Genomic DNA, 24,144 nt, shown 5'->3' with positions numbered 1-24,144 from the left:
TAGAATTCGGAACGAAGAGCTGGAACGCACCCGCAGAGGCCAGCAAGGATTCACGGAGGCAGCATGGCCGAGCGGCCGCCAGTTCTTAAACCTTGGAATATGTACCTCACCCCAGCATGGTGTGCGCTGCTTGTCTGCCTGCTATCGCTGACTCCTTCCATGCTTCCGCGGACCGCCATGATCCAGGCAGTCCTCACCGGATTGCTGGCAGCTCTTGGCTACGGCCTGGGCTCACTGCTTCACTGGCTCTCTGTGAACACCAAACCTCGCCCCGAGGCCGGGAGTACGCAACCTCGTACCGCGGGAAAGGGAAGCGTCTTGACCGGCGGGGCGCTTCTCATCCTTGGCTTGGTGCTGCACCACATCTGGCAAAATGACCAACGCGAAATGCTGGGAATGCAGTCCCAATCTGGCTGGCACATGATTTACGTGGTGCCATTGAGTGCAGTCATTTTTGCGCTGTTGCTGGTGATCTCTCGTTTTCTTCGCCGGGTGGCCGGCCGGCTCATGGCGGGAGCCGACAAGCTGCTGCCGCGACGTGTCTCAGCTGTCATCGTCATCATTGCCATGAGCATACTTTTGGTCATGTTCGGCAATCGTACAGTGGTTCAACGAGTAGCTGGATCATTGGACAACACCTTTTTGTTGATCAATAACGAATTCCGCACGGAGCTTCAGCCACCGCATGTGCCCCAGCTGTCATCAGGCCCCGGCTCTTCGGTCAGCTGGGACGACCTGGGACGTCAAGGGCGTCTTTTCATTTCCAACACCCCCAGCAGCACCGCAGTAGCCGCGTTCACCTCAGAAGAAGCGAAACAGCCAATCCGTGTTTACGCTGGTGCCGGAACCGATGGAAACGTGGACATCGCAGCGCAAGCGCAGGTGGCGGTTGATGAACTCATCCGCACCGGTGCGTTCAAACGTGCCGTGCTCAACGTCGCGACGGGGACCGGCCGTGGCTGGGTAAATGAAAACCAAATACAGGCACTCGAATACATGTGGGGCGGCGACACCGCAACGGTCAGCCTGCAGTATTCCTACCTGCCGAGCTGGATGTCCTTCCTCATGGATTCGTCCCGGGCGCAAGACGCCGGACGCCTGCTTTTTGACGCGGTCTACCGGCACTGGGTCCAGCTTCCAGCCGGGGAACGGCCAAAACTTGTGGTGAGCGGTGAATCGCTGGGTTCCTTCGGCGCCGAAGCGGCCTTCAGCGGAGCTCAGGACTTCGCCACCCGTACCGATGGGGCTCTTTTCGTCGGCCCGTCCGCGGGAAACCGGCTCTGGCAGCGTTTCACCGAGGAACGTGACCCGGACAGCCCGATATTTCTTCCCGTTGTTGAGGGTGGAGACATCGTGCGGTTCTCAACCGATGGGGAGCAATGGCCAGGAACCGGAACCTGGGGAAGCAGCAAAATCGGCTACCTTCAGCATTCAAATGACCCAATCACCTGGGGTGACGCCGAAGTTTTTATCCACAAACCAGATTGGTTGCGCTCCGGTCAACGCCCGGGGAACATCCCCGGTGCCATGTTTTGGATTCCGGTAGTCACCGGAATGCAACTGCTTTTGGATCAGATTGCTTCCGGTGTCCCGGATGGTCAGGGGCACGAATTCGGCCAAGCACCCGTTAGGGCCTGGGCCCAGATTCTTCCGTCTGCGAATTGGAGCTCGGAAGACACCGAACGACTCGTGACACTCTTGGAGCAAAACCAACCAGCGCGTTAGATGTCCGCAACTCACGTCGCGGGTACTACGGCGCTGCTACGGCTCTGACAAGGCCGCGCCGCAACACTCCAAGATGCGCGTCATCCTGTCCAGCGCCACCATTGCCGGGAGCCAGCGCGCCCGGCAAGCTTTTCGGGCGGCGAACCAATTTTCCGTGGTGCGCCCAGTTCAGGTGAGCCTGCTCAGCCCTGCTGGTTGCTCGCACTCGTAGGTGAGATGCTGCGTCAAATACGGTGGGTTTTCGTCCGGATATGACGTGTATGTTGCTAACCGAATGCTATTTGTCGTTTGACTGTGATACGAATTTCTGAGGAAGAAAACACAAACCGTTCGATTTTAGGCAATTTCGCGGTTACCAGTTTTCTTTCGTTATCACTCATCGCCGACACGAGGATTCGTTTTGGATCAGCACCCACCGCAGGGTCAGCCACCGGTTGCTCCTGCCCCGCTTCCCGCACCGCAGCCACAGTTCACCGGGCTTAACTCCGCGCTGCAAACACTCAAGAGCCCGGAAGGCCTGAAACTTTTGGGTTTCCAGGCCGCGGCCGTTGCAGTCATCGGCGTCATCATGGCCGTGTGTTATTTGGTCGCCCTGAATTCCATGGTTGACGAAGGCATCAATGTCATGGGCAGTTTCGATTTCACGGCTCAGTTGCAGTCGTTCAAGTCGTTTATCCTGCTCGTTGGGGTGGCCTTGGGCGGCGGCCTGCACGTAGCAGGAACCGGCCTGCAAGATGAATCATTCGCGGAATTCAGCATCTCGCTATCCCTGGTTTCACTCAGTGCCATCGTGGCTATCGGTGCGGCGAACTACGCCCTGGTGCGTAAGTTCGGTGGTGCGCTCAAGGCGCAGTCCGCCAAGCTGGTAGCCCTATCCGCGGCGCTGAACTCCCTGGCGATCTCGGTTCTTTTTGTGCTGATCACGCTCATTGGCAAGTTGAATGTAGTGCCCGATGAAGATTTCTCCTTCTCCGTTTCACCGCGGTATTCAGGGGTATTTTTCACCCTGCTTCTAGTAGTTTTCCTCACCCAGTTCCTGGCTTCGACTCCCCGCAAGGCAACAGGTTCCGCTTCCTGGGCCGCCGGAGTACATGAAAGCCTGGTTGCCCTGGTTGTCACCCTGGTAGTTTTCGCCGTGGTGAGTGTGATTGCCGCATTGGTTGCCCTGGGAGGCGACGCACCAGGTGGTGTGCTGTTGCTGCTCATCCCGCTGCTTGGAACCTTGGGAGCCTACTCCAGCGCCTTGGGCTTCTTCGGATCCTTGGCCTCCACGATGACCGGCGCCTCAACGTTCTTCGGCGGTGAGCTGGATGATCTCATTCCAACCAGCACGCTGAAGGCTGCAGATCTGTACGACGGCAAGGGAGCCTGGCTCTTTGTGTTGACGCTGGTAGTTGTTGTGCTGCTGGCACTGTTCATTGGCGTGCGTCGAGCCCGGCTGGCGACGAGTTTCAACGCCAACCGCGTCTGGCAGCTTCCGGTCTACTCGTTGGTTTTGTGGATGCTCTTGGCCTGGCTGAGCAATCTGGGCGCCAAGGGCAGTGTGAGCGCGGTGTTTGTCGGTGACCTGAAGGGCAGCCTGTCCTTCGGTATCTCGTGGTATTCGGTGGTGTTCGTCGTCTTGGGCATGGCGTTGATCTCCGTGCTTGCCGAAATCCTGCCGCTGCAGGTCTACCGTTTCGCTCCGGGACTGCTCGCCTTCATTGGCGGCAAACAGAGCACCGCACGCTGGGTCTCCGGCACCGCACCCTCCGCCCTCCCAGCTCAGGACTCCCCCTCCACCCCGGTCGCCCCGGAAGCAACCGAACCCACCACAATCCAACCTGCCGTGGTTCCTTCCCCGTCCGAGGCACCGACCGAACACCTCGATCCGGTTCGGTCCGCCCCGGGCACACCAGAAGCAACCTTTCCGGCAGTCGCGCCCACCGCTCCAGCTCAGCCGGTGCAGCAGGTGCAGCAGGTGCAGCAGGTCGCGCCAAACCTCGAGCCGGCCTCGGCCGAAGCTAAAAAACGTGCAAAGCTCATCGGTTTCGGGGCCTTGGCCGTCGTGGTTCTGGTGGGGCTGGGTGTCGGTACCGTGGAGTTCCTCAACTCGCAACGCAAACCCGAAGCTCAGGTGGAGCAATACCTTTCGCTGCTTGCCGAGGGCAAGGCCGATGAAGCGACCAAACTGGTGGATCCCGGGGTGGACAACGCCTCCCGTGCACTGCTTAATGACAAAACCCTGGCCAAGGCCACAACCCACCTGGTTGTCAACAGCGTGAGCCTTGAGAACAAATCCGAGAATTCGGCCGTGGTGAATGCCAGCTACTCAATCAATGGCGAACGGCAGGAACGAGTCTTCTCCGTGGACCGCGGCGAGAAGGAATACGGCCTGCTCGACACCTGGGTCCTGAATGATCCGTTGCTGGTCCAGGTAGAACTCTCCGCAGATTCCAGCGCGCAGCTCAAGGTCGGCGATACCGAGGTTCCGCTTAATACTGTGGATGACAGCTACGGCTCCTCAGGATACTCCACCACCCTCTACGCCTACCCCGGCATCTATGAGGTCAGTGCACCGTCCTCCGATTACCTTTCCGCCGAACCGCAGACATTGCGCGTCAACGGAAGCACAGACTTCGAAACACCTTCCGTGTTCTTGCAAACGCAGGCAACCGACGCGCTGGATCAGCTGGTGCTCGACGAGGTCCAGAAGTTCGCCAAGGCCTGTGTGACCCCGCCGACCAACATGAACGAGGCCTGCCCGTACAGCCTGCAGGACAAAGATCTCGCTTCGTTCTCGGTCAAAACTCAGGCCGAGTCGGTTGAACTCAGCGGCCTGAGCACCTTCCAAAGCGACGAGGTCGTTTTCAAGTACAAGCGGAACAACACCGAGTACATGGACTACGACGAGGAAGAAACCTCGAAGTCATTCTCCGGCAAGATCACCTGGGATGGCGATAAACCAACCGTTGAAGTCACCGATAACTACTGGGACTAACAACCGCCGAAAGCATCCCGTGTCTCACCGCCAGGCGAGGCACGGGATGTGCTTTTTAACTTCTTGATCATGCAAAGCGGCTTGGTTGCCGCCCTAGTGCCACAGCGCTTCACGAGCGACAAAATTATTCAGCAACGCAGGTTCCAGCTCGATCATCTGCGCATTGGCCAACCGCGGCTGGTCCTCTCCGCTGAGCGCCGTCAGCACCGAACTGATCAGCGCCGCGTGGCTGACCACCAGCACCCGTTGCTGCGGGTGCTGCACCGAAATCTTGAACAGCGCATTGACCCCGCGTTGCACCAGGTGCTCCTCGGTCTCACCCAGATCCATCATCAACCGGCGCTGCCCGGCATCCAGCCCCTTCACCAACCGCCCTTCGGATTCGCCGAAGTCACGCTCCATCAGCTCAGGATTTTCTTGGACCTTGGCAAGCCCCAACGATGTGGCCAGGATCTGGGCGCTTTGGCACGCACGGAACAGCGGCGAGGAGTAGATCGCGTCCCATGGTCCGTCGGTGAACAGCTCGGCAGCCAGGGAATGCGCCTGGGCGATGCCGGTTGCGTTCAACGGCAGGTCGCTGCGCCCATGCAGGCGACCGGCCTTGTTCCATTCGGTCTGTCCATGACGAATCAGGACAATTTTTGTTGCAGTCATTGTTTTCCTTTAGCTGTACCCCTGCAGGGTGTTGTCATCTCTCAGTGTTTAGCTGCGTCGCAGCGCAAGATAGTTTTCTGTCCGCTGGTGAAGCGGGAGCATCTGCGCGGTGGACGCCGGGACCGAGACCACCGACGCTGCGCTCAAACGCATCACGGAGAACCACGAACAGTTCTCTTGAATCACTTCGGACGGGGCAAACGGGTTCATGTTGTAGGAGGTCGCCGGGGCCATGAACACCGGCACGTTCAGCAGCTGGCTGGCCCCGGTTTGGTGGTAGTGGCCGCACAAGATGGCCCGGACATCGCTTCCCGCGACCAGGGCGGCCAGGGCCTGCGGATTCTGCAGCCCACGGCCCGCGAGCGCCGGCGAAAAGGACTCCAAGGGCGGGTGGTGCAGCAACAGCAGGCTCCCCTTGGGGGCGGAGACCGACAATAGCCGGTCAAGCCAGGCTAGCTGCGCTGGATCGATGTTTCCTTGGCTCAGCTGGAATCCGCCGCTGTCCAACCCGATGATCCGCAATCCGTCGATGTCATGCACGGTGTTCGCTGGATAGGGTCCGGTCGATAGCCGGGTGGTGTTGAATTCCGAGCCAATCGAGCCTGCCGGGTCGTGGTTTCCGGGAATGGTGATGACCGGGCAACCCAGCAGGTATTGGGCTTCGGCCAGGATCTTCGCGGCGTCGGCGTGGATCTCGGCTCCGCGATCTGCCACGTCCCCGGTGAGCACCACAACATCCGGAGCTAGCTGCTCGGCGGCGCTCAGCGCTTGGGCGAGCCTGCGCCATGGATTGATTCGTCCGTACAGCAGCCGCCCGTCATCGGTCAGATGGGTGTCGCTCAAATGCACGATAGTTAGTTGATCCATTTTCTCCCCCTCCCTCCGTACTGCTTTCCCTCCATTTGAACGGGCCTGATTGACAACCAGATGAACAGCAGCTCGACGGCATATGAAGATGCTTGAAAGGCTTGGGATTTCGGATAACGAACACCAAGTGCCGATTTTCCGGTAATTTACCCAAAATGTATGCCATCTTGTGCATATGAACGGCAAGTAACCGACAAAGCGACTAATCTTGGTTGAGGCAGCATTTAATCCACCAAGGAGCAACATCCATGACCGGCAGCAAAGTCGTCGCTTTTGGCCATTTCCAGCCTGAGCGCATCGTGCCAAATACCGAGCTGGAAAAGCTCGTGGAGACCAGCGACGAGTGGATTGTGCGCCGGGTCGGCATCGAAGAACGCCGGTGGGGCACCGGGGTTGAAACCGTTGACTCCATGGCCATCAAGGCGGCCACCATGGCACTTGAGAACGCCAAGGATATCAACGCCGGCGACATCGACATGGTCATCGTCGCCACCTGCACCGCCACCGACCGTTCGCCGAATATGGCGGCTCGCGTGGCCCAGGCCCTGGATATGAATCAGGGGCCGGCCACCATGGACATCAACGCCGCCTGCTCGGGTTTCACCCACGCCGTAGGTTTGGCCCAGGGTGCGATCGCCGCGGGCACCGCAACCAATGCGCTGGTCATCGGCTCGGAAATGCTGACCGACTACACCGACTTCAGCGACCGCACCACCTGCGTACTGACCGCTGATGGCGCCGGCGCGTTTATTGTCAGCGCTTCCGAGGACAACGCGATCTCCCCTGCGGTGTGGGGTTCGGTTCCTTCGCTGTCCGATGCCGTGCGCATCGAGGCAGAAAATGACATGAAGTTCGCCCAGAACGGCCAGAGCGTCTACCGCTGGACCGTCACCCAGCTGCCGAAGATCGCCTCGCAGATCATCGAACGCGCGGGCCTGCAGCCTGAAGACATCGACGGGATCATCCTGCACCAGGCCAACCTGCGGATCATCGAGCCGCTGGCGGAGAAGATCGGCGCCCCGAACGCCCGCGTTGCCACCGACGTGGTGTACTCCGGCAACACTTCGGCCGCCTCCGTGCCGTTGGCACTGTCCAAGCTGATGGCCTCGGATGAGCCATTGCCCTCGGGCTCCAAGGCCCTGCTGTTCGCCTTTGGCGGCGGCCTGGCGTATGCCGGTCAGATCATCACCATTCCGTAGTTTCCACCCACCGGCAAATAACCCGTCGCCACAACTGGCGGCGGGTTTTTTGCCGCCCATTGGCCGGCGCCCCGTCACAAGCCCTCTGCCTGCAGGCAAGTTCGTTTCCGGTGGGTTAGGGTGGGCTCATGTTGCCTTTTCTCGGGGAGATCCTGCCCTACAGCATGGCCGTGGCGCTAAGCCCGCTGCCGATCATTGCCGTGGTGCTGTTGCTGCTTGCTCCCATCGGCGTGCGAGGAGCCGCGGCCTTCGCCGCCGCCAGGATACTGTCCCTCGCCGCGATCGTTGGCGGGGTTGGACTGCTGTCCCACGCGCTTGACGAGGCCACCGGCTCCCAGGGGCCCACCGCCATCACCCGAATCATCCTGGGTTCGGTGTTGATGGCGCTGGCCATCGTGAAATGGCGCAAGCGCCCGGGCGAGGATGCACAACCGGCATTTCCCCGCTGGATGTCCTCCATCGAGTCCAGTTCCGCACCTGCGGCCTTCCGGCTGGGCCTGCTGCTGACCGTGGTGAACCTCAAGGAACTCGCGTTCGCCTCCGGCGCCGGGCTGGCGCTGGGTGCCGCCCAGCTTTCCGCAGCTGAATCGGTGGCCGGCGCGGCGATTTTTGTGCTCCTGTGTTGCAGCACCGTAATCCTTCCGGTGCTGGTAGTGGCGATGTCCGGCGAGAAATCCGCACAACCCCTGGCGGCCACCCGGACCTGGTTGATGCGCAACAACTCGGTCATCATTGCCGTGATCCTGCTGCTCATCGGCGCTTCCATGCTTGGCGGCGGGCTCTCCGAACTTGGCTAGCCCAACCCGCCTGACCTGTGGCTTCCTAAAATCTCTGAGAACTTTCGACACCAGCAATTGGCATCGGTAAACGGAAGGGGCCGGAACGAGATTTCCCGCATTGCCCAAGCTCAGGTGCGGGGTCTTTGTGTGTCTACGGCCAAACCCGCTGGTTGCCTCGTTGCACCACGGGCAGCCTTCCCGATGACTCAGGCTCCGGTGATGATGGTGAGCAATCCAGGGGCACCAGCACCGATTTGCAGTCCATATTCGAATTCATCGAGCGTTCCTTGACGCCCAATGAGTTTTGGAGGCGTGGCGCCAGCGGTAGGGCGGAATGGGTTCAACATCAAAATCTGTGAGTCTTGTGAGTCCTTGTGAGTCTACCTCCAAAGGTCGTTTCGCATAAAGGTGTTCGCCTTTGGAGTCCATAGCAGGAAAGATGCAAAATGCTGTGCTGCCAAAAAGCCGATAACCAATGAACTTAATTCATGACTCTAGTTAATGACATTCATCGCTTGACCAGTGAAAACATAGAAAAATCGGCTTCAACGATTAATAATGGAAGTGATCAAACAACACAAAAACCGAAGAAGCCGATGAGTTACAAGTATAGTACAGGTCTGCCCCTGACCAAGTTCATGGAACTACAGAACAGGATCCAACAGATCCTCGACTCACGTCCCAACCCCCACAAAGGCCCCGGTGGCAGACCCAGAGTTCTGAACCTGCACCAGCAACTACGGATCATGCTGCACCTGCTGTGCCATAACGTCCGTCAAGCGTTCATCGCCGACCAGTACGACATCCGCCAGAAACATTCCAAAGGACTCTCAGTGCGCCACCAAGGTAAGTTGCCACTCTCCTCATTCTTCAGTGGATGAAGCAGTGGTATGCTCACCAACTGATGGAGTCACACCGGCCTGCACAGCATCCTTCATCCGGGACCCGAAATTGCCAACTTGCCGTGCACGCACTCAAGTACTGGAGCCAAACTACCGTTCGCGCAGGAGAACAGGTCAAAGCGGCGGGCTCTCCGAACTCGGCTAATCCCACCCGCCTGACCTGTGGCTTTTTAAAAACGTTGGGGCGCACTTGACGTAGGGCAGGTCACACTGCCACACTTACAGGCGTGAACCTGTCAGACAGCTGGACACCCGGACAGCAACCAATAGAACGCCGATCCGCCGCGGAAGCAGTTTTCCTTTCCCTGCGCTCGGCCATCGAAGCCAAAGACATCCCGCTGGGCGCCAAGCTGGGCTCCGAGGCGAGCCTCGCCGCGGACTACGGGGTAAGCCGCTCGGTCATCCGTGAGGCGCTGCGCTCCTGCGCCACCCTGGGACTGACCCGGACGGAAACCGGGCGCGGGACCTTTGTCATCTCCCACCGCCCCACCCGTGAGCTCAAGCTCGGCACCTTCTCCTCGGATGACCTGCACGAGGCCCGCCCGCATATCGAGATTCCGGCCGCCACCCTGGCCGCCACCCGGCGCACCAACGACGACCTCGAGCGGTTGCACGGTCTGCTGGATCAGATGGAGCAGGAAGACGACCCGGCCGCCTGGGTTGAACTCGATGCGGCGTTCCACGCGGCCATCGCACTGGCCAGCGACAATTCGGTATTCAGCAAGATTGTCAGCGACATCCGTGAGGCCATGTCCCGGCAGTCCGAAACGGTCAACCTGGTGGCCGGGCGCACCGGCCCGTCCAATCACGAACACCGGCTCATCGTCCAGGCCATCGCAGAGAACAACCCGCAGGCCGCCGGGCAGGCAATGAGCGAACATCTCAGCGCCGTGCACCAGGCCATCACCACCATCGTCAGGAGCAGCAAGTGACCAGCACCCACACACCCCTCCCAGCCCCGCAGACCCTGGTCGGCGCTTCACTTGCGCAGCATGAGCCGCTGGTGGCGGCCACCCGCGGGCAGGCCATCGAATCCATCCACTACGGCTCGGCGGTGGTGCTCGACCCCCAGGGAAACGTGCTGCGCCACCGCGGAGACCGACAGGCGAAGTTCTACCCCCGCTCCGCGCTGAAACCGTTGTTTGCCGTGGGGCTGCTGCGCGCAGAGCTTGAGCTCACCGATGAACAGCTCGCCCTGGCCTCCGCCAGCCACTCGGGTTCCCAGCGCCACCAGGACGTGGCCCGCTCCACGCTGAGCGATGCCGGACTGCGTGTTGAAGACCTGGGCAACTCCACCGATCTGCCCTACGGCACCGCCGAACGCGAAGCCTGGCTGGCCGCCGGCGGCACCGCCACCCAGCTGGCGCAGAACTGCTCGGGCAAACACGCCGCCCTGCTGGCGCTGTGCAAACTCAAGGGCTGGGACCTGCCCGGCTACCTGACCGACGGCCACCCGTTGCTGGAACTGCTGCGAGACACCGTACAAGAGCTGACCGGTGAAAAAATCACCCAGCAAAGCACCGACGGCTGCGGCACCCCGGTCTACCTGCTCTCCCTGGCCGGCCTGGCCCGCGGCTTCGCCCGGTTGGCCCTGGCCGCACCGGGCAGCGAAGAGGCCCGCGTCGCGGCCGCCATGCGCAGCTACCCGGAGCTGGTTGCCGGGGAAGGCCGCGACGTGACCGCCCTGATGCGCTCAATTCCAGGGGCCATCGCCAAGGACGGATTTGAAGGCATCCAGGCCGTCGCCCTGACAGACGGCACCGCGCTGGCAGTCAAGATTGCCGACGGCGGGGACCGTGCCCGCATGCCGATCACCGCAGCACTGCTCGCCGAGCACACCACCGTGCCCGGCGAACTGCTTTCAAGCCCCGCCCTGGGCGGCGGACAGCCCGTTGGCCTGCTGGCCGCCCTGTAGCAACAACCCACCATTTCAGGAGAAATATCCTCATGATCCAGCCTCAGCTTTCCGCCACCCGCGTAGAGCATGACCTGATCGGCGACCTCGACATTCCAGTTGAGGCCTACTGGGGTGTGCACACCCTGCGCGCCAAACACAATTTTGATATCACCGGAACCCAGCTGTCCGGCAACCCGCACCTGATCCGCGCACTGGCGCGCGTGAAGCAGGCCGCGGCCCGCGCCAACCAGGAGTTGGGGTTGCTGAACGCCGAACGCGCCGCGGCCATCGACACCGCCTGCGAGCGTATTGCCGCCGGCGAACTGCATGAGCAGTTCATTATCGACCCGATCCAGGGCGGGGCCGGCACCAGCACCAACATGAACGCCAACGAGGTCATCGCCAACCTGGCGTTGGAAATCCTGGGCCATGCCAAGGGCGAGTACCAGTACCTGCATCCGAACGACCATGTGAACCTCTCCCAATCAACCAACGACGCCTACCCGACCGCGGTGAACATCGCCACCCACTTCGCCAGCCAGCCGCTGCTTGAGGCGTTGAGTGTGCTGCAGGATTCCTGCCTGGCCAAGGCCGAGGAATTCCGCACCGTGGTCAAGATGGGCCGCACCCAGCTGCAGGACGCGGTGCCGATGACCGTGGGCCAGGAGTTCGGCGGCTGGGCCGTCACTCTGGGAGAAGACCGCGCCCGCTTGGAAGAGTCGTTGTCCCTGGTCACCGAAATCAACCTGGGAGCCACCGCGATCGGCACCGGCCTGAACGCCCCGGCCGGTTACGCCGAGGCCGCCTGCCGTCACCTGCGCGAGCTGACCGGGTTGCCGCTGACCACCAGCCCCAACCTCATCGAGGCAACCAGCGACGTGGGTGCCTTTGTGCACCTCTCCGGGGTGCTCAAGCGGGTGGCCCTGAAGATCTCCAAGATCTGCAACGACCTGCGTCTGCTCTCCTCCGGCCCGCGGGCCGGGCTGAACGACATGCACCTGCCGGCCGTGCAGTCGGGGTCTTCGATCATGCCGGGCAAGGTCAACCCGGTGATCCCGGAAGTGGTCAACCAGATCGCTTACCAGGTGGTGGGCCACGATTTGACCGTGACCATGGCCGCCGAGGGCGGCCAGCTGCAGCTGAACGCCTTTGAACCGGTCATTGCCCACTCGATTGGCCTGTCGCTCAAGCACCTGACCAACGGCTGCCTGACCCTGGCAACCCGCTGCATCGACGGGATCACCGTGGATGAGGATGCGCTGCGCCGCGAAGTGGAGAACTCCATTGGCCTGGTCACCGCGCTGAACCCCCGTTTGGGTTACTCCGCCTCCACGTCCATCGCCATGGAAGCGCTGCACACCGGACGCGGGGTAGCCGAGCTGGTACTCGAACGCGGCCTGCTCTCCGCTGAAGACCTCAACGAGCTGCTCTCCCCCGAGCGCCTCGCCAACCTCTCCGACTAACCTCAAGGAACCTTATGGAGAACTCCACCACAAACGCCACCGCGGCGCATGTCCCGGATGCCGCGCTGACTGCTGGCGATGCGGACTACCACAAGGGACTCTCATCCCGGCAAATGCAGATGATCGCCATTGGCGGCGCCATCGGCACGGGCCTGTTCATGGGTGCCGGCGGACGTCTGGCGCAGGCCGGCCCCGGCATTGTGATCAGCTATGCTGTCTGCGGCTTTTTCGCCTTCTTGATCTTGCGCGCCCTGGGCGAGCTGGTCATGCACCGCCCGTCCACCGGATCTTTTGTGTCCTACGCCCGCGAGTTCTACGGTGAGAAGGCGGCCTTCGCCACCGGTTGGCTGTACTGGCTGAACTGGGTCATGACCTCCATTGTGGACATCACCGCGGTGGCGCTGTACATGGCGTTCTTCGGCAAGTACGTGAGCTGGATCGGTGCGGTCCCGCAGTGGGTCTGGGCCCTGGCGGCCCTGGCCATTGTGCTGACCATGAACCTGATTTCCGTGAAGGCCTTCGGCGAGATGGAATTCTGGTTTGCGCTGATCAAGGTGGTCGCGCTGGTGGCCTTTTTGATCGTCGGCTGCTACTTCGTCATCTTCGGAACCCCGCTGGACGGACATGAGGTGGGTTTCTCCATCCTGTCCGATAACGGCGGACTGCTGCCCAATGGGCTGCTTCCGGTACTGGTATTGATGCAGGGTGTGGTGTTCTCCTACGCATCCATCGAGCTGATCGGCACCGCCGCGGGCGAAACCGCCAACCCTGAAAAGGTGATGCCCAAGGCGATCAACACCGTGATCATCCGCATCGCCGTGTTCTACGTCGGCTCGCTGGTGCTGCTCTCCTTGTTGCTGCCCTACACCGCCTATTCGGCCGGGGAATCCCCGTTTGTCACCTTCTTCGGCTCCATCGGGGTCAAGGGCATGGATGTGGTGATGAACCTGGTGGTGCTCACCGCGGCGCTCTCCTCCCTGAATGCGGGCCTCTACTCGACCGGGCGCATCATGCGCTCCATGTCGCTGAACGGTTCGGCACCGCGCTTCGCCGGACGCATGAACCGTTCGGGAGTTCCCTACGGCGGCATTGTGATCACCGCCGCGGTGGCCGTGCTCGGTGTGGTGCTCAACGCGGTGGTCCCGGCCGCCGCGTTTGAGATCGTGCTGAACTTTGCCGCGGTGGGCATCATCGCTTCCTGGGGAATGATCGTGTTGTGCCAGATGGCGCTGGTCAAGAAGTCCCGCCGCGGGGAAATGGAACGCCCCGGATTCCGCATGCCGCTGGCTCCGATTTCCGGCTGGGTCACCCTGGCGTTCCTCGCCGCGGTGCTGGTCATGATGGCCTTTGACAACCCGGTGGGCACCTGGACCATTGCCGCCTTGGTCATCATCATCCCGATGCTCATTGGCGGTTGGTACCTGTGCCGCGGGCGGATCAATGAGCTGGCCGCGGCCCGCATTGCCGCTGAAAAGCCGCAGCAGAAGTAATAAGCCACCGGCATATTGACGGTGTTCAAACAGGTTTGGTGCCCTCGCATGATGCGAGGGCACCGAACCTGTTTTGTTAGTCTCGCCGGATACCGGACTAAACCGGAGACACAACCCTGTACCCATGGGTCAGGTTCTGCGTATCGACGTGCTCGTTACCCGTTAGACCGTATCGCTCAGGCGGGACTTGTAGCGCTCGGGCAGGGTGAGGGTCGCGATCATGGACAAGGCCACAATGGAGATCGCAATAATGGTCAGCACCGCCGAGCCATTTGAACTGTGCTGGAATACCCACGCCGCGATAAATGGAATGGGCGCCCCGAAGATCAACCCACCAAGCGTCATACCCAGCGCCGAGCCCGTGTAGCGCATCGAAGTCGGCAAGGATTCAGCGAAGAATGCCGCTTGGGTCCCGGCATTGATCTGTATCCCGCATAGGGCCAGGGAAATAATCGCCGTGGTTGCAACGATATTCATGCTGTTCATGATCGGGAACATGGTGCCCGCGGCGATTCCCTGCAGCACCAGGCCCAACAAGAACGCCTTCTTGCGGCCAATCTTGTCGCTGACCCAACCGCCAAAGATTGCTGCTGGGATCGAAACCGCGTTGGCGACAAGAATCACCGCAAACGTCACCGACTTGTCATAACCCAAGACGCTGGTCAGGTAGTTCACAGCATAGGTGACACAAATCCAGAAGAGTGCCGCCATCGCGGCGCACGCGCCAATCAGACGCAGAATCGTCAGTGGATGCTTGGTGACAACCGCGAGGGCACGTTCCTGCGGGATGGCCTGCTCGGCGGCCAGCTTCTTGCTTTCCTGGAACGCCGGAGTCTCTTCCAACTTACGTCGAATGTAAACACCGACAACCAGCAACCCGACACCCATCAAGAACGGCAGGCGCCAACCCCATGAATTAAACGCTTCCTCGGAAAGGAAAAACGCCAGCCCGGTCAGGGTCAGAGCGGCAAAAGACTGGGCAAGCGGGGAACCGGTGGCCAGCAATCCGCCGAACAACCCGCGCCGGCCATCCGGCGCATGCTCCACCACCAGTACCTGGGCACCGGTGGACTCGCCGCCCAGGGCAAATCCCTGAAGGAATCTGAGCAATACCAGCAGGGTCGGCGCGAAGATCCCAATCGTCGCGTAGGTTGGCAATAATCCAATCAGCACCGAGGAAACACCCATCAAAACAAGGGTGATCATCAGGACGTCACGGCGCCCGATCTTGTCACCCAAAGCGCCGAAAATGATTCCACCCAGCGGGCGTGCCATCATTCCAGCACCAAAAGTCGCGAAAGAGGCCAGGATCGCGGTGTTCGAGTCGAAACCCGGGAAAAACAGCAGCGGGAACACAGTTGCCGAAAGCGTTCCGTACACTGCAAAGTCGAACCATTCCAGGGCTGTGCCGAAGGTTCCGCTCACCACAGCTCGGCGAGCGCCGGAGGCCGTCACCAGCGCCGCGTCGGGCGATTGCCCATCAGCACCACCGCAAGGTCCATCGGATTGTGTTTGGTTCGCCAAATGTGACATCGGAATGCGCTCCTCGATGATTGGTATTTCCGGTTCTAAGGGTAAGTCGACCTACCGGTTACAGTCCCTGGCACGTCGCGGAAATTTTCGAAATTTTAACGAACGGTCGTTCGTTCGTTACTTATTTATTGTGACACACATCTCAGGATTTTCAATAGCAAAACCCCAACCTTCTGAAACATTAAATATGCAGGTCAAACACGTTTTATTTGGTATTTTTTGGGCGCAGCAAGGCACGCCTCCACCCGGTAGAGACGTGCCTTCCTACAACAGTGTGTTGCCGCGTTGCCTAGCTGACAGTTGCCGCGTCGACCGCTTCAATCCGCCGCTTCATCAATGCGCTGCGCCGCACCACACACACCAGTTCACCGCGCTGGTTGTAACCGCGATGCTCAATCCCCACGATGCCGGTGTCCGGTCGGGACTTGGACTCTCGTTTATCCAGGGCTTCGGTTTCAACACGCAGGGTGTCACCAAAAAAGACCGGCTTGGGGAATTCAATATCTCGGAAACCCAGATTTCCCAAGGTCGTGCCAAGGGTCGTGTCCTGCACCGGGACCCCGGTCACCACACCCAGGGTAAAAATGCTGTTGACAATCTGGCGCCCGAAAATCGATTCCTTGGCGAACTCGGCGTCCAGGTGCAGCGGTTGGACGTTCATTGTCAGCGTTGTGATCAGCAGGTTATCGGTTTCTGTCACGGTACGTGTCACCTCGTGGCGAATTACCGCACCAATTTCGAAATCCTCAAAGTACATTCCAGCCATGATGTTCTCCTTTCTAAAATCAGACCAAGCGGTCTGCGAATTCAAGTGCCTGGCGAGCATGGTTTGCATGGGCTAGGTCAATGTGGTCGCCGCGGAACATGACCGCCCCATGCCCGTTCGCCTGCCCAGCTTCAAAGGCAGCAACCAAACCTGCGTAGTATTCGGCCGTTGTTTCATCCAGGCCGTACTCTTCATTGGCAATGGGCGCGTGCGAGGGATGGATGAGCACTTGCCCGCTGTAGCCAAGCCCCGAATTGTCCTGCGCAAAGGTGCGCATACCGTCAAGGTTGTGCACCTGTTGCCAGAGGCCCAGGACAATCGTTCGAATCCCCACTGCCCTGGCGGCAAGAACCACTTTGCTACGCAGATACAAGGTTTCCAGGCCCTGAGTGGTCCAGGAGAATCCAACCTCGCGGGATACGTCGGCGTCCTTGGCCGCTGCGGCCATCACACCACCAACCCGTGGGCCGGTGAGAATCTGATCAACCTGGGAAATCGAAGCCGCTGTTTCCAGCGACGGGATCAACTCCACGGAGCCACGCTGCACCTGATGGGCAATTTCCGCGGCACTCACCAAGGCATCAAAACGCACTACGTCGTCTCGGGAGTACAACTTGGGCAGCAGGAAACCGGTCAGTTTCGAATGGGTCACCATTGCAATATCCGCACCAAAATGATCGGTGTCCAAGGCGTTGGGGCGGATCAAAATTCCCTTGCGCCCGTCGTGGGCTTCAAGTGCCGACAGCGCGTTGTTGCGTGCAAGCGCCTTGTCCGCCGTGGGAACCGAATCTTCCAGATCGATGATGATCGCATCCGCCGCGGAAGCTAACGCCTTATCAATCCAGTCACGTTTATGCCCCGGAACAAACAGCAGGGATCGATAGGGCCTCATGCCGTCACCAACTCTTCAACTGTTGTCAGGATGGTGCCGGCGGCCAGCGATTGCCCAATTTCTGCAGTTACCTCGCCAATGACTCCGTCAAATGGCGCGGTCAGCGGGTTCTCCATTTTCATGGCCTCCAAGACGAACAACACGTCACCCTTGGCAACTTGGTCTCCGGAAGCGACGTTGATCTTCACGATGGTTCCCTGCATCGGCGCCTTGATGCTGCCGTCGCTGACGGCAACCGCGCGACGAGATGAGCTCTTTCTCCCGCTCAGCACTGTGGCCGCTCCGGGGGCCTGAACTTCGCCAACCCCGTAGCCCCCATGAACTCCAAAATCGCTGAAGGTGGGGATGAGATAGTACCGTCCGCCGACTTCGACTTGCTGACGGTCTTCCTCCGATTCGCTGAAGTCCACGGTGCTCTCAAGCCACAGGGTATTGAACCTGGTCTGGCGGAAGTCATCATGTTTCAGGACCGCGAGTGCCGCCGGGATTGTGGTTTCAACCCCCTCGATCTTGAGTTCTTGCAAGGCAACGGTCAAGCGTTCAATGGCCTGTTCTCTGTCGCTGCCGAACGCGATCAGCTTGCCGATCAACGAATCGTAGTACGGAAGCACTTCGTCGCCCTGTTCGTAACCCGCATCGAATCGGATGCCTTCCCCGGAGGGAACCGTCAATCCGGCGATAGGCCCGGGTGCGGGTAAAAAGAGCCCGCCAGCTACATCTTCGGCATTAATGCGGGCCTCTACGGCTGCGCCTGCTGGTTCCAAACGATCTTGGATCGACAGTTCGGCACCGGAAGCTACCTTGATCTGCTCGGCAATCAGGTCAACCCCGTGCACCATTTCGGTGACCGGGTGCTCCACCTGGATGCGGGTGTTCATTTCCAGGAAATAGAACTTGTCTTCTTCTACGAGGAATTCCACGGTTCCAGCACCGACGTAGTCCACCGCTTTGGCCAGTCGAATCGCGGATTCGCCCATGTCTCGGCGCATCTGCGCGCTCAGGCCTGGAGCCGGTGATTCCTCAATGAGCTTCTGGTGACGGCGCTGGACCGAGCAGTCTCGGTCGCCGACGTAAACAACTTGCCCATGCCGGTCTGCAAGGATCTGGACTTCAACGTGACGGGAGTTGGTGAGGTAGCGCTCTAGGTAAACTTCGCCGTTGCCAAAGGCCGCGGTGGCCTCGCGGACTGCGGCGTCGAAGGCCTCTTGGGCTTCTGCTTGGGTGTTGATTCGCCGCATTCCGCGTCCGCCGCCTCCAGCCGAGGCCTTCACCAGAACGGGATACCCATGCTCAGCGCCGAACGCTTCTACGGCATCGGCAGAACTCACCGGACCATCCGAACCAGGTGCTAGCGGAACCTGCGCTTGTACCGCTACCTTTCGAGCTTCAACCTTGCCACCCATGACACGGATCGCTTGGGCCGACGGGCCAATGAAGGTGAGCCCAGCACCCTCAACAGCCGCAGCGAACTCGGGGTTTTCCGACAGGAATCCATATCCGGGGTGAATTGCTTGGGCCCCGGAATTGACCGCTGCGGCGATCACTGCCGGGATATTCAGGTAATTCTCCGCGGCCGGACCCGCGCCAAGATTCACTGCGTGATCCGCAGTCCGAACGGCTAACGACCCGGAGTCGGCATCAGAATGGATCACTACCGATTCGATTCCCAGTTCTCGGCAGCTACGCACAATACGAGCAGCAATTTCGCCGCGGTTGGCGATCAGGATCTTGCTGAACATGATTCTCCTTGAAAGTTCTTGCTGGATTAGAGGGAAACGCAGGTGTTTTGACAGCTGCCAATGGAAACTAGAGACGTCTGAACGACGCTTCCCGCAGTCAAAAATTCTTTGGGTGAGCGGCCGTCGCCGACCCCGCCGGGAGTACCGGTCAGGATCACGTCCCCTGCGCGCAGGGTCGTTATTGAGGAAATGTACTGAACCAAATCAACGGGTTTAAACACCAGGTCTCCAGTTCCGGATGACTGCTTGACTACTCCGTCAACCGTGCAGCTCAACGCCAGGTCTGGATCCACTCCCGTTTCATCCACGGTGACCAGGTAAGGGCCAAGAGGGGTGGTGCTGTCGAAGGTTTTGCCCTGCAACCACTGCGGGGTGAATCGCTGGAAATCCCGAGCGGAAATATCATTTGAGACGGTAAACCCGGCAATTGCCGAAGCTGCTTCTTCGGCGGTTCCACGGGTTACGTCGCGGCCAACCACAATCGCGAGTTCAGCCTCCCAATCCACGGCTTCGGACCCCAACGGCAGGATGATCGGATCAAATGCCCCAATGAGTGAATCGGCAAACTTCGCAAACAACGTGGGGCGTTGCGGCAGTTCCCTACCCATCTCCTCGATATGTTCGCGATAGTTCAGACCGACACAAACGATCTTTCCTGGCATTGGAACAACCGGAGCAAAGTTAGCCTCTGCCTCGTCGATTACTTCAACGCTTGTGCCCGACAGGTCCGGAGAACCGGCTTTGAGCCACGCGCCAACATCGGTAAACGGGTACAGGTGCAACGAGTCATCTATCAGTTGCGCTAACGCTGTGCGCCCTGCTGTGCGTACGGTGGCCAGTTTCATCTCTTGCGTCATTCCTTCAGGTTCATTCGCCGGCACCATTCTCGATGGTGTTCAGGCAGTGAAATCGTCTTGAAAAGACAGTAACACGAACGAGCGTTCGTACGTAAGTAGGTTGGGTAAATTTTCTTCCTTGCGGGTTGGATCAGCCTGGAAACTGATCAAAAATTTTGCTCAGAATCCAAGAGGACCATGCAGGCCGGCAGATCTGCGGCGATGACGGTGCGGATTTAGACAATCTTGCTCAGAATCTTCAAGGGCTTCACAGCGCCTCACCCCTTGGTGCGCACGGCGAGATCACACAAGTGACCTGAACAGAAATTTTGTTCAAAACCAGCCGGGCGAACCGGAGATCCACGTTTCGTACCATGCGAACTTGATCAAATTTTTCGCTCAGAACCCCAACCGCCGAGCACTTCAGCACCTGGCGCGCGGCCGGCCTAGACGAGAAATCTGAACAAGAATTTTGTTCAAAATCGAGGACAAGCTGAAACGCGCCACCTATCTCACAGGCCGAGAAGCTGGAATGCGTGTTAACGAAAAAGCGTCAAGAAACCAGCAAAGGTCTCTTGACGCTTGGTGCAACGAGGCGCACCCAGGGACACCTCTAAAGGTTCACCGACAATGCACGTTCTACGCGCTGATCCGCATCCACAACATTCAGTTCACGCAAGGCCAACTGAGTGTAGATTCGAACGATCTCCGAGAGTTCCAACCGACCACCGGGTTGGTACCACCCAGCGACATGTGTAGCTTGGGCGACAAAGCTGTATACGTGGATCTTGGCATCAATCACGTTTGCCAACCCAGCCTCGCCCGCCGCCTCAACCAATTCGGCCAAAAACGCTTCATACTCGCCGCGTTTGTCAATCACCTGAGAGCGGGCCGCTTCGGGTAATGATCGCAGTTCCGCGTTTCCGATAAAGACCTGCTGAGCTCGTTCAGCGTGGAACATGATGTGAGCCGACAACGCAGCTTGCAGCAGCTGAACCGCGTCCCCCGCAGGCACGGCAGAGACTGCTCCACGCACCTGCTCCATCAGGTCATCGATGATTCCACCCATGATCTGCTGCAACAGGTCTTCCTTGCTGCTGATGTGGTTATATAAACTTCCCACCTTCAGCCCGGCAGCCGCAGCGACCTGGCGAAGTGTTGTTGCATCATACCCGCGCTCAAAAAACAGCTTCGCCGCTTCATCCCGGATCATCTGGGCACTATTGCGTTCTCCACGTACGGCCACGATTCCCACCTCCACTTACTTCTGCATATAGCCTACCGAAATAGGCCACCAACGGCTCACCTTGCACCCACGGCATTGACAACCAGGGATTCATCAATAAACTCAGACTAACGTACAAACGTTCGTAAGGTAAGGGGCGTCCAAAATGGCTGAACGTGAAATTCTCTTCAAAAGCGCACAATTGGGTGGCCAATCTTTGGCAAACCGCATCGTGCACCCTCCACTGACCCGCAGCCGGGCAACCGCGCTAGGGGTACCTACCGATCTCATGGCCGAATACTACAGACAACGAGCAAGCGCTGGCCTGGTCATTGTGGAAGGCACCGTGGTTTTACCTCAAGCCACGGCGTACGCCTGTGTGCCAGGACTTTACTCTGAGGAACAAGTTGACGCGTGGCGCCCCGTGGTTCAAGCCGCGGGCAGCGAGGGCAATCCCGTGTACTGCCAGTTGTGGCACGTTGGCCGACAGTCGCATTCAAGCGTTCAACCTCTAGGACAGTTGCCGAAGGCACCTTCCCCGGTTCCAATCACCGGCTACACCTATCGAGGCGCCAACGGACGCATCCCCTACGAAACTCCCGAGGAACTCTCACGGCTGGAAATCTCCGAAATCATCCAAGCCTTCGCAGATGCGGCGAAGAATGCGGTGCGTGCAGGGTTTGATGGAATTGAGCTGCACGGTGCCAATGGTTACCTCATCGAGCAATTCCTGGACGACGGAATCAACCATCGAACCGATGAGTACGGCGGCAGCATCGAAAACCGTATGCGCTTCATGCTTGAGGTTATCGAGGCGGTCTGCCAGCATCTGCCCTCGCATCGTGTTGGAATCCGGTTCTCGCCTTCATCCACCTGGATGGATGCCATCGACTCAGACAAGCTCTCGCTCTTCAGCTGCGTCATTTCCAAGCTCAATACCCTGGACCTGGCGTATCTACACCTCATCGAGCCGGGTATCGCTGGATCGACAACTCAGCTCACCACCGATGATCCCATTCCCACCTCAGACTTGGCTGCCCTGTTCGACGGCACGGTGATCGTCACCGGGGGTCTGAACGCCGAATCGGCGGCACGCCTCATCCACGACGGCGTAGCAGACCTCGTCGGTTTCGGCCGAGACTTCATCGCCAACCCAGATCTTCCGTCCCGCCTAGCTGCAGGCTCAGCCCTCCAGCAGGTCTCACCTCAGGGTTTATACGGCGGCTCGGCAGCGGGCTATACAGATTACCCTTCCCTGGCAAACCTCGCACCAGAAAACCTCTTGGCATCAGCAAACGGAGCAACAGATGACTGCTAATTCACTGAACATCCTGATCACCGGCGCTGCCGGCGGCATGTGCGAGGGAATTAATTCCCGACTCGCGCAGGCCGGACACCACATCATCTGCCTGGACCTAGACCTGGACCGCAGTGAAGCCGCCGCCCTCAAGATCCGAGAACAAGGTGGAAAGGCTACAGCATTCGCGGCCGACGTCTGCGATGAACAGGCGGTTGCAACCCTGCACCAGCAGATCCGTGATCATATCGGGGCAGTTCAGGTTCTCGTTAATGCCGCCGGCATTCTTGACCGCAAGTATCTCAAGGACTCCGATGCCCAATCTTTCCGGCGTGCCATCGACATCAATCTAGTGGGACCGTTCGTGATGATCAAGGAATTCTCTGAGGACATGCTCCAGGCCGGCTGGGGGCGAATCGTCAATATCGCGTCAATCGCCGGAACGACCGGCTACCCGTATCCCAGCTACGCCGCGTCAAAAGCAGGACTGGCAAACCTGACCCGGTCACTCCTTGAAGACTTCTGGGGCACCGGCCTGACCGTTAACAATATTTGCCCTGGTGTAGTTGATACCCCCATGGTGATAGATTCAGTCAGGCAGCAGGTCCGGCGTCGTGTGCCTACAGGCAACATCATTGACCCGGCGGAAATCGGAGGGCTGGTCAATTTTTTGATCTCTGACGATGCCAAAAACATCAACGGCACCAACATGCTCATCGATGGTGGCGCGACCCAGCTGTTCTCACTGTTCAATAATCACGAGGACTAAACAGCATGCAAACCCCTGCCATTACGGTGACCGGGCATTCTCAACTCGACGCGTGGCGAAACAAGGTTCTGCCACCGGTCGAATTGATTCGACCCGGACTCCTGAGCATTCCCGTGACCTTCCCCGGTAATCCCATGCGCTATACACTGTGTTATGCGCTGTTTGATCAGGCGCAATGCCTCATCATTGACCCCGGTTTCAATAGCGATGAAGGCCTGACACAGATCCAAGCCGGCTTATCCACTGTCGGACTGGGATTCAGCGATGTCACCGGCGTCATCTCCACCCATTTCCACATTGATCATCTAGGCCTTGCCCGCCGGGTTGCCGATTTGTCCAAGGCCTGGGTTGCGCTGGGTGAAAACGAACTGCGTCATTTGAGCTCCTATGAAAATGCGCACGACGAGGTGCGGCTGGATCAGGCACGCATGGCCAGCTGGGGTGTCCCAGCTGAGCGTGTACCCGAAGCAGCCATGAGCGTAAGATCCCTGGAAGATTTAAAGGCCTTGGCGGACCCAGACCTTCGTTTGGCACACGATGAGACCCTGACGATCGCCGGGCGCACCCTACGGGTTGCAGCGACTCCCGGGCATACCCCCGGGCACATCTGTTTATGGGATGAGTCCGGAGCCTTGTTGTTTGCCGGAGATCATCTGCTGCCTCGAATTTCTCCCAACGTATCGCTGGAAATTCGCGGAGATGCCGATCCCCTGCGGAACAACATCCATTCGTTGCGGCTCATTGCGCAGAACAATGACTTCGAAGTTTTGCCGGCACACGAATACCGGTTCAGCGGTGTGGCAGATCGAGCCGAGGTTCTGCTGCAGCACATCGATGAGCGCTCAGCGGAAGTACAGCAGGTTTTATCCTCCGGGGCTTCAACGGTCTATGACGTGGCGCGGCAGTTGAGCTGGTCCCGCGGCTGGGATTCCCTGGGTGGCGTCCAGTTCCGCCTCGCCTTGAGCGAAACCGCCGCTCACCTCCAGTATTTGGCCACCGAAGGTATTCATCCGGCAGTTCCAGGGCTTCCGGAGAGTGTGTCCTCCTGAGCCAACAAAAAACACGACAAAATAAAAGTGTGTGAGACTCCCCCGTGGTGGGCGATTCTCACACACTTTTTGTTTTGCATCC

At 59.4% G+C, this 24,144-nt stretch carries 20 protein-coding genes; 12 read left to right on the top strand and 8 right to left on the bottom strand.

Going from position 1 to position 24,144, the window contains the following annotated elements; genetic code table 11:
- Window positions 1-63 precede the first annotated feature (63 nt).
- Together ACIOWL_RS04955 and ACIOWL_RS04950 are read left to right on the top strand one after the other, a co-directional pair.
- Window positions 64-1,725, top strand: coding sequence for an alpha/beta hydrolase (locus ACIOWL_RS04955; protein ID WP_400382275.1), 1,662 nt, complete (start codon window positions 64-66; stop codon window positions 1,723-1,725).
- Window positions 1,726-2,125: 400 nt separating this feature from the next.
- Window positions 2,126-4,705: a hypothetical protein gene (locus ACIOWL_RS04950; RefSeq protein WP_400382273.1), complete on the top strand. Its 2,580-nt coding sequence runs from the start codon at window positions 2,126-2,128 to the stop codon at window positions 4,703-4,705.
- A 93-nt stretch (window positions 4,706-4,798) separates the two neighbouring features.
- Here the strand turns inward: ACIOWL_RS04950 and ACIOWL_RS04945 are convergent, their stop codons facing one another.
- On the bottom strand, window positions 4,799-5,359 hold the full coding sequence (locus ACIOWL_RS04945) for a histidine phosphatase family protein (protein ID WP_400382271.1): 561 nt from the start codon (window positions 5,357-5,359) through the stop codon (window positions 4,799-4,801).
- A gap of 48 nt (window positions 5,360-5,407) precedes the next feature.
- Window positions 5,408-6,226 (bottom strand): metallophosphoesterase family protein, encoded by an 819-nt coding sequence (locus ACIOWL_RS04940; protein ID WP_400382269.1) that lies wholly within the window; start codon window positions 6,224-6,226, stop codon window positions 5,408-5,410.
- A gap of 248 nt (window positions 6,227-6,474) precedes the next feature.
- On the opposite strand from ACIOWL_RS04940, the gene ACIOWL_RS04935 reads away from it, so the two are divergent.
- From ACIOWL_RS04935 to ACIOWL_RS04905, 7 genes are all read left to right on the top strand, one after another.
- Complete coding sequence (locus tag ACIOWL_RS04935; RefSeq protein WP_400382267.1) at window positions 6,475-7,425, top strand: beta-ketoacyl-ACP synthase III; 951 nt, start codon at window positions 6,475-6,477, stop codon at window positions 7,423-7,425.
- 128 nt (window positions 7,426-7,553) lie between these two features.
- On the top strand, window positions 7,554-8,222 hold the full coding sequence (locus tag ACIOWL_RS04930) for a GAP family protein (protein WP_400382266.1): 669 nt from the start codon (window positions 7,554-7,556) through the stop codon (window positions 8,220-8,222).
- Between the two features lie 470 nt (window positions 8,223-8,692).
- Window positions 8,693-9,085: a hypothetical protein gene (locus ACIOWL_RS04925; RefSeq protein WP_400382264.1), complete on the top strand. Its 393-nt coding sequence runs from the start codon at window positions 8,693-8,695 to the stop codon at window positions 9,083-9,085.
- 248 nt (window positions 9,086-9,333) lie between these two features.
- Complete coding sequence (locus ACIOWL_RS04920; RefSeq protein ID WP_400382263.1) at window positions 9,334-10,038, top strand: FadR/GntR family transcriptional regulator; 705 nt, start codon at window positions 9,334-9,336, stop codon at window positions 10,036-10,038.
- Window positions 10,035-11,021: an asparaginase gene (locus ACIOWL_RS04915; protein ID WP_400382261.1), complete on the top strand. Its 987-nt coding sequence runs from the start codon at window positions 10,035-10,037 to the stop codon at window positions 11,019-11,021. Before ACIOWL_RS04920 ends, ACIOWL_RS04915 begins: the two co-directional genes overlap by 4 nt.
- Before the next feature lie 32 nt (window positions 11,022-11,053).
- A complete protein-coding gene (locus ACIOWL_RS04910; protein ID WP_400382259.1) occupies window positions 11,054-12,466 on the top strand; it encodes an aspartate ammonia-lyase in 1,413 nt (470 codons plus the stop codon).
- Between the two features lie 14 nt (window positions 12,467-12,480).
- On the top strand, window positions 12,481-13,956 hold the full coding sequence (locus tag ACIOWL_RS04905; protein ID WP_400382257.1) for an amino acid permease: 1,476 nt from the start codon (window positions 12,481-12,483) through the stop codon (window positions 13,954-13,956).
- 162 nt (window positions 13,957-14,118) lie between these two features.
- Here the strand turns inward: ACIOWL_RS04905 and ACIOWL_RS04900 are convergent, their stop codons facing one another.
- From ACIOWL_RS04900 to ACIOWL_RS04875, 6 genes are all read right to left on the bottom strand, one after another.
- On the bottom strand, window positions 14,119-15,489 hold the full coding sequence (locus tag ACIOWL_RS04900) for an MFS transporter (RefSeq protein WP_400382255.1): 1,371 nt from the start codon (window positions 15,487-15,489) through the stop codon (window positions 14,119-14,121).
- A 289-nt stretch (window positions 15,490-15,778) separates the two neighbouring features.
- Window positions 15,779-16,255, bottom strand: coding sequence for a MaoC family dehydratase (locus ACIOWL_RS04895; protein ID WP_400382254.1), 477 nt, complete (start codon window positions 16,253-16,255; stop codon window positions 15,779-15,781).
- 19 nt (window positions 16,256-16,274) lie between these two features.
- Entirely contained in the window at window positions 16,275-17,147 is an 873-nt protein-coding gene (locus ACIOWL_RS04890) for an HpcH/HpaI aldolase/citrate lyase family protein (RefSeq protein WP_400382252.1), read from the bottom strand.
- Window positions 17,144-18,886, bottom strand: coding sequence for an acetyl-CoA carboxylase biotin carboxylase subunit (locus ACIOWL_RS04885; protein ID WP_400382251.1), 1,743 nt, complete (start codon window positions 18,884-18,886; stop codon window positions 17,144-17,146). Before ACIOWL_RS04885 ends, ACIOWL_RS04890 begins: the two co-directional genes overlap by 4 nt.
- A 26-nt stretch (window positions 18,887-18,912) precedes the next feature.
- Window positions 18,913-19,731, bottom strand: coding sequence for a fumarylacetoacetate hydrolase family protein (locus ACIOWL_RS04880; protein ID WP_400382249.1), 819 nt, complete (start codon window positions 19,729-19,731; stop codon window positions 18,913-18,915).
- A 604-nt stretch (window positions 19,732-20,335) separates the two neighbouring features.
- The gene (locus ACIOWL_RS04875) at window positions 20,336-20,968 is read right to left on the bottom strand and encodes a TetR/AcrR family transcriptional regulator (RefSeq protein ID WP_400382247.1); all 633 of its coding nucleotides are present in this window, start codon (window positions 20,966-20,968) and stop codon (window positions 20,336-20,338) included.
- A 145-nt stretch (window positions 20,969-21,113) separates the two neighbouring features.
- Between ACIOWL_RS04875 and ACIOWL_RS04870 the strand changes: the two genes are divergently transcribed.
- From ACIOWL_RS04870 to ACIOWL_RS04860, 3 genes are read left to right on the top strand one after another with little or no spacing between them, the layout of a single operon-like run.
- Window positions 21,114-22,265, top strand: a complete 1,152-nt coding sequence (locus ACIOWL_RS04870) for an alkene reductase (RefSeq protein ID WP_400382245.1) — start codon at window positions 21,114-21,116, stop codon at window positions 22,263-22,265.
- Window positions 22,255-23,013, top strand: coding sequence for an SDR family NAD(P)-dependent oxidoreductase (locus tag ACIOWL_RS04865; RefSeq protein ID WP_400382244.1), 759 nt, complete (start codon window positions 22,255-22,257; stop codon window positions 23,011-23,013). Before ACIOWL_RS04870 ends, ACIOWL_RS04865 begins: the two co-directional genes overlap by 11 nt.
- A 5-nt stretch (window positions 23,014-23,018) precedes the next feature.
- A complete protein-coding gene (locus ACIOWL_RS04860) occupies window positions 23,019-24,062 on the top strand; it encodes an MBL fold metallo-hydrolase (RefSeq protein WP_400382242.1) in 1,044 nt (347 codons plus the stop codon).
- Window positions 24,063-24,144 lie beyond the last annotated feature (82 nt).

It is taken from the genome of Glutamicibacter sp. NPDC087344, from assembly GCF_044744225.1.
Taxonomy (GTDB): Bacteria; Actinomycetota; Actinomycetes; order Actinomycetales; family Micrococcaceae; genus Glutamicibacter.
Note: the sequence above shows the minus strand (reverse complement) of the source record. Positions and strands in the feature narration are given on the sequence as shown.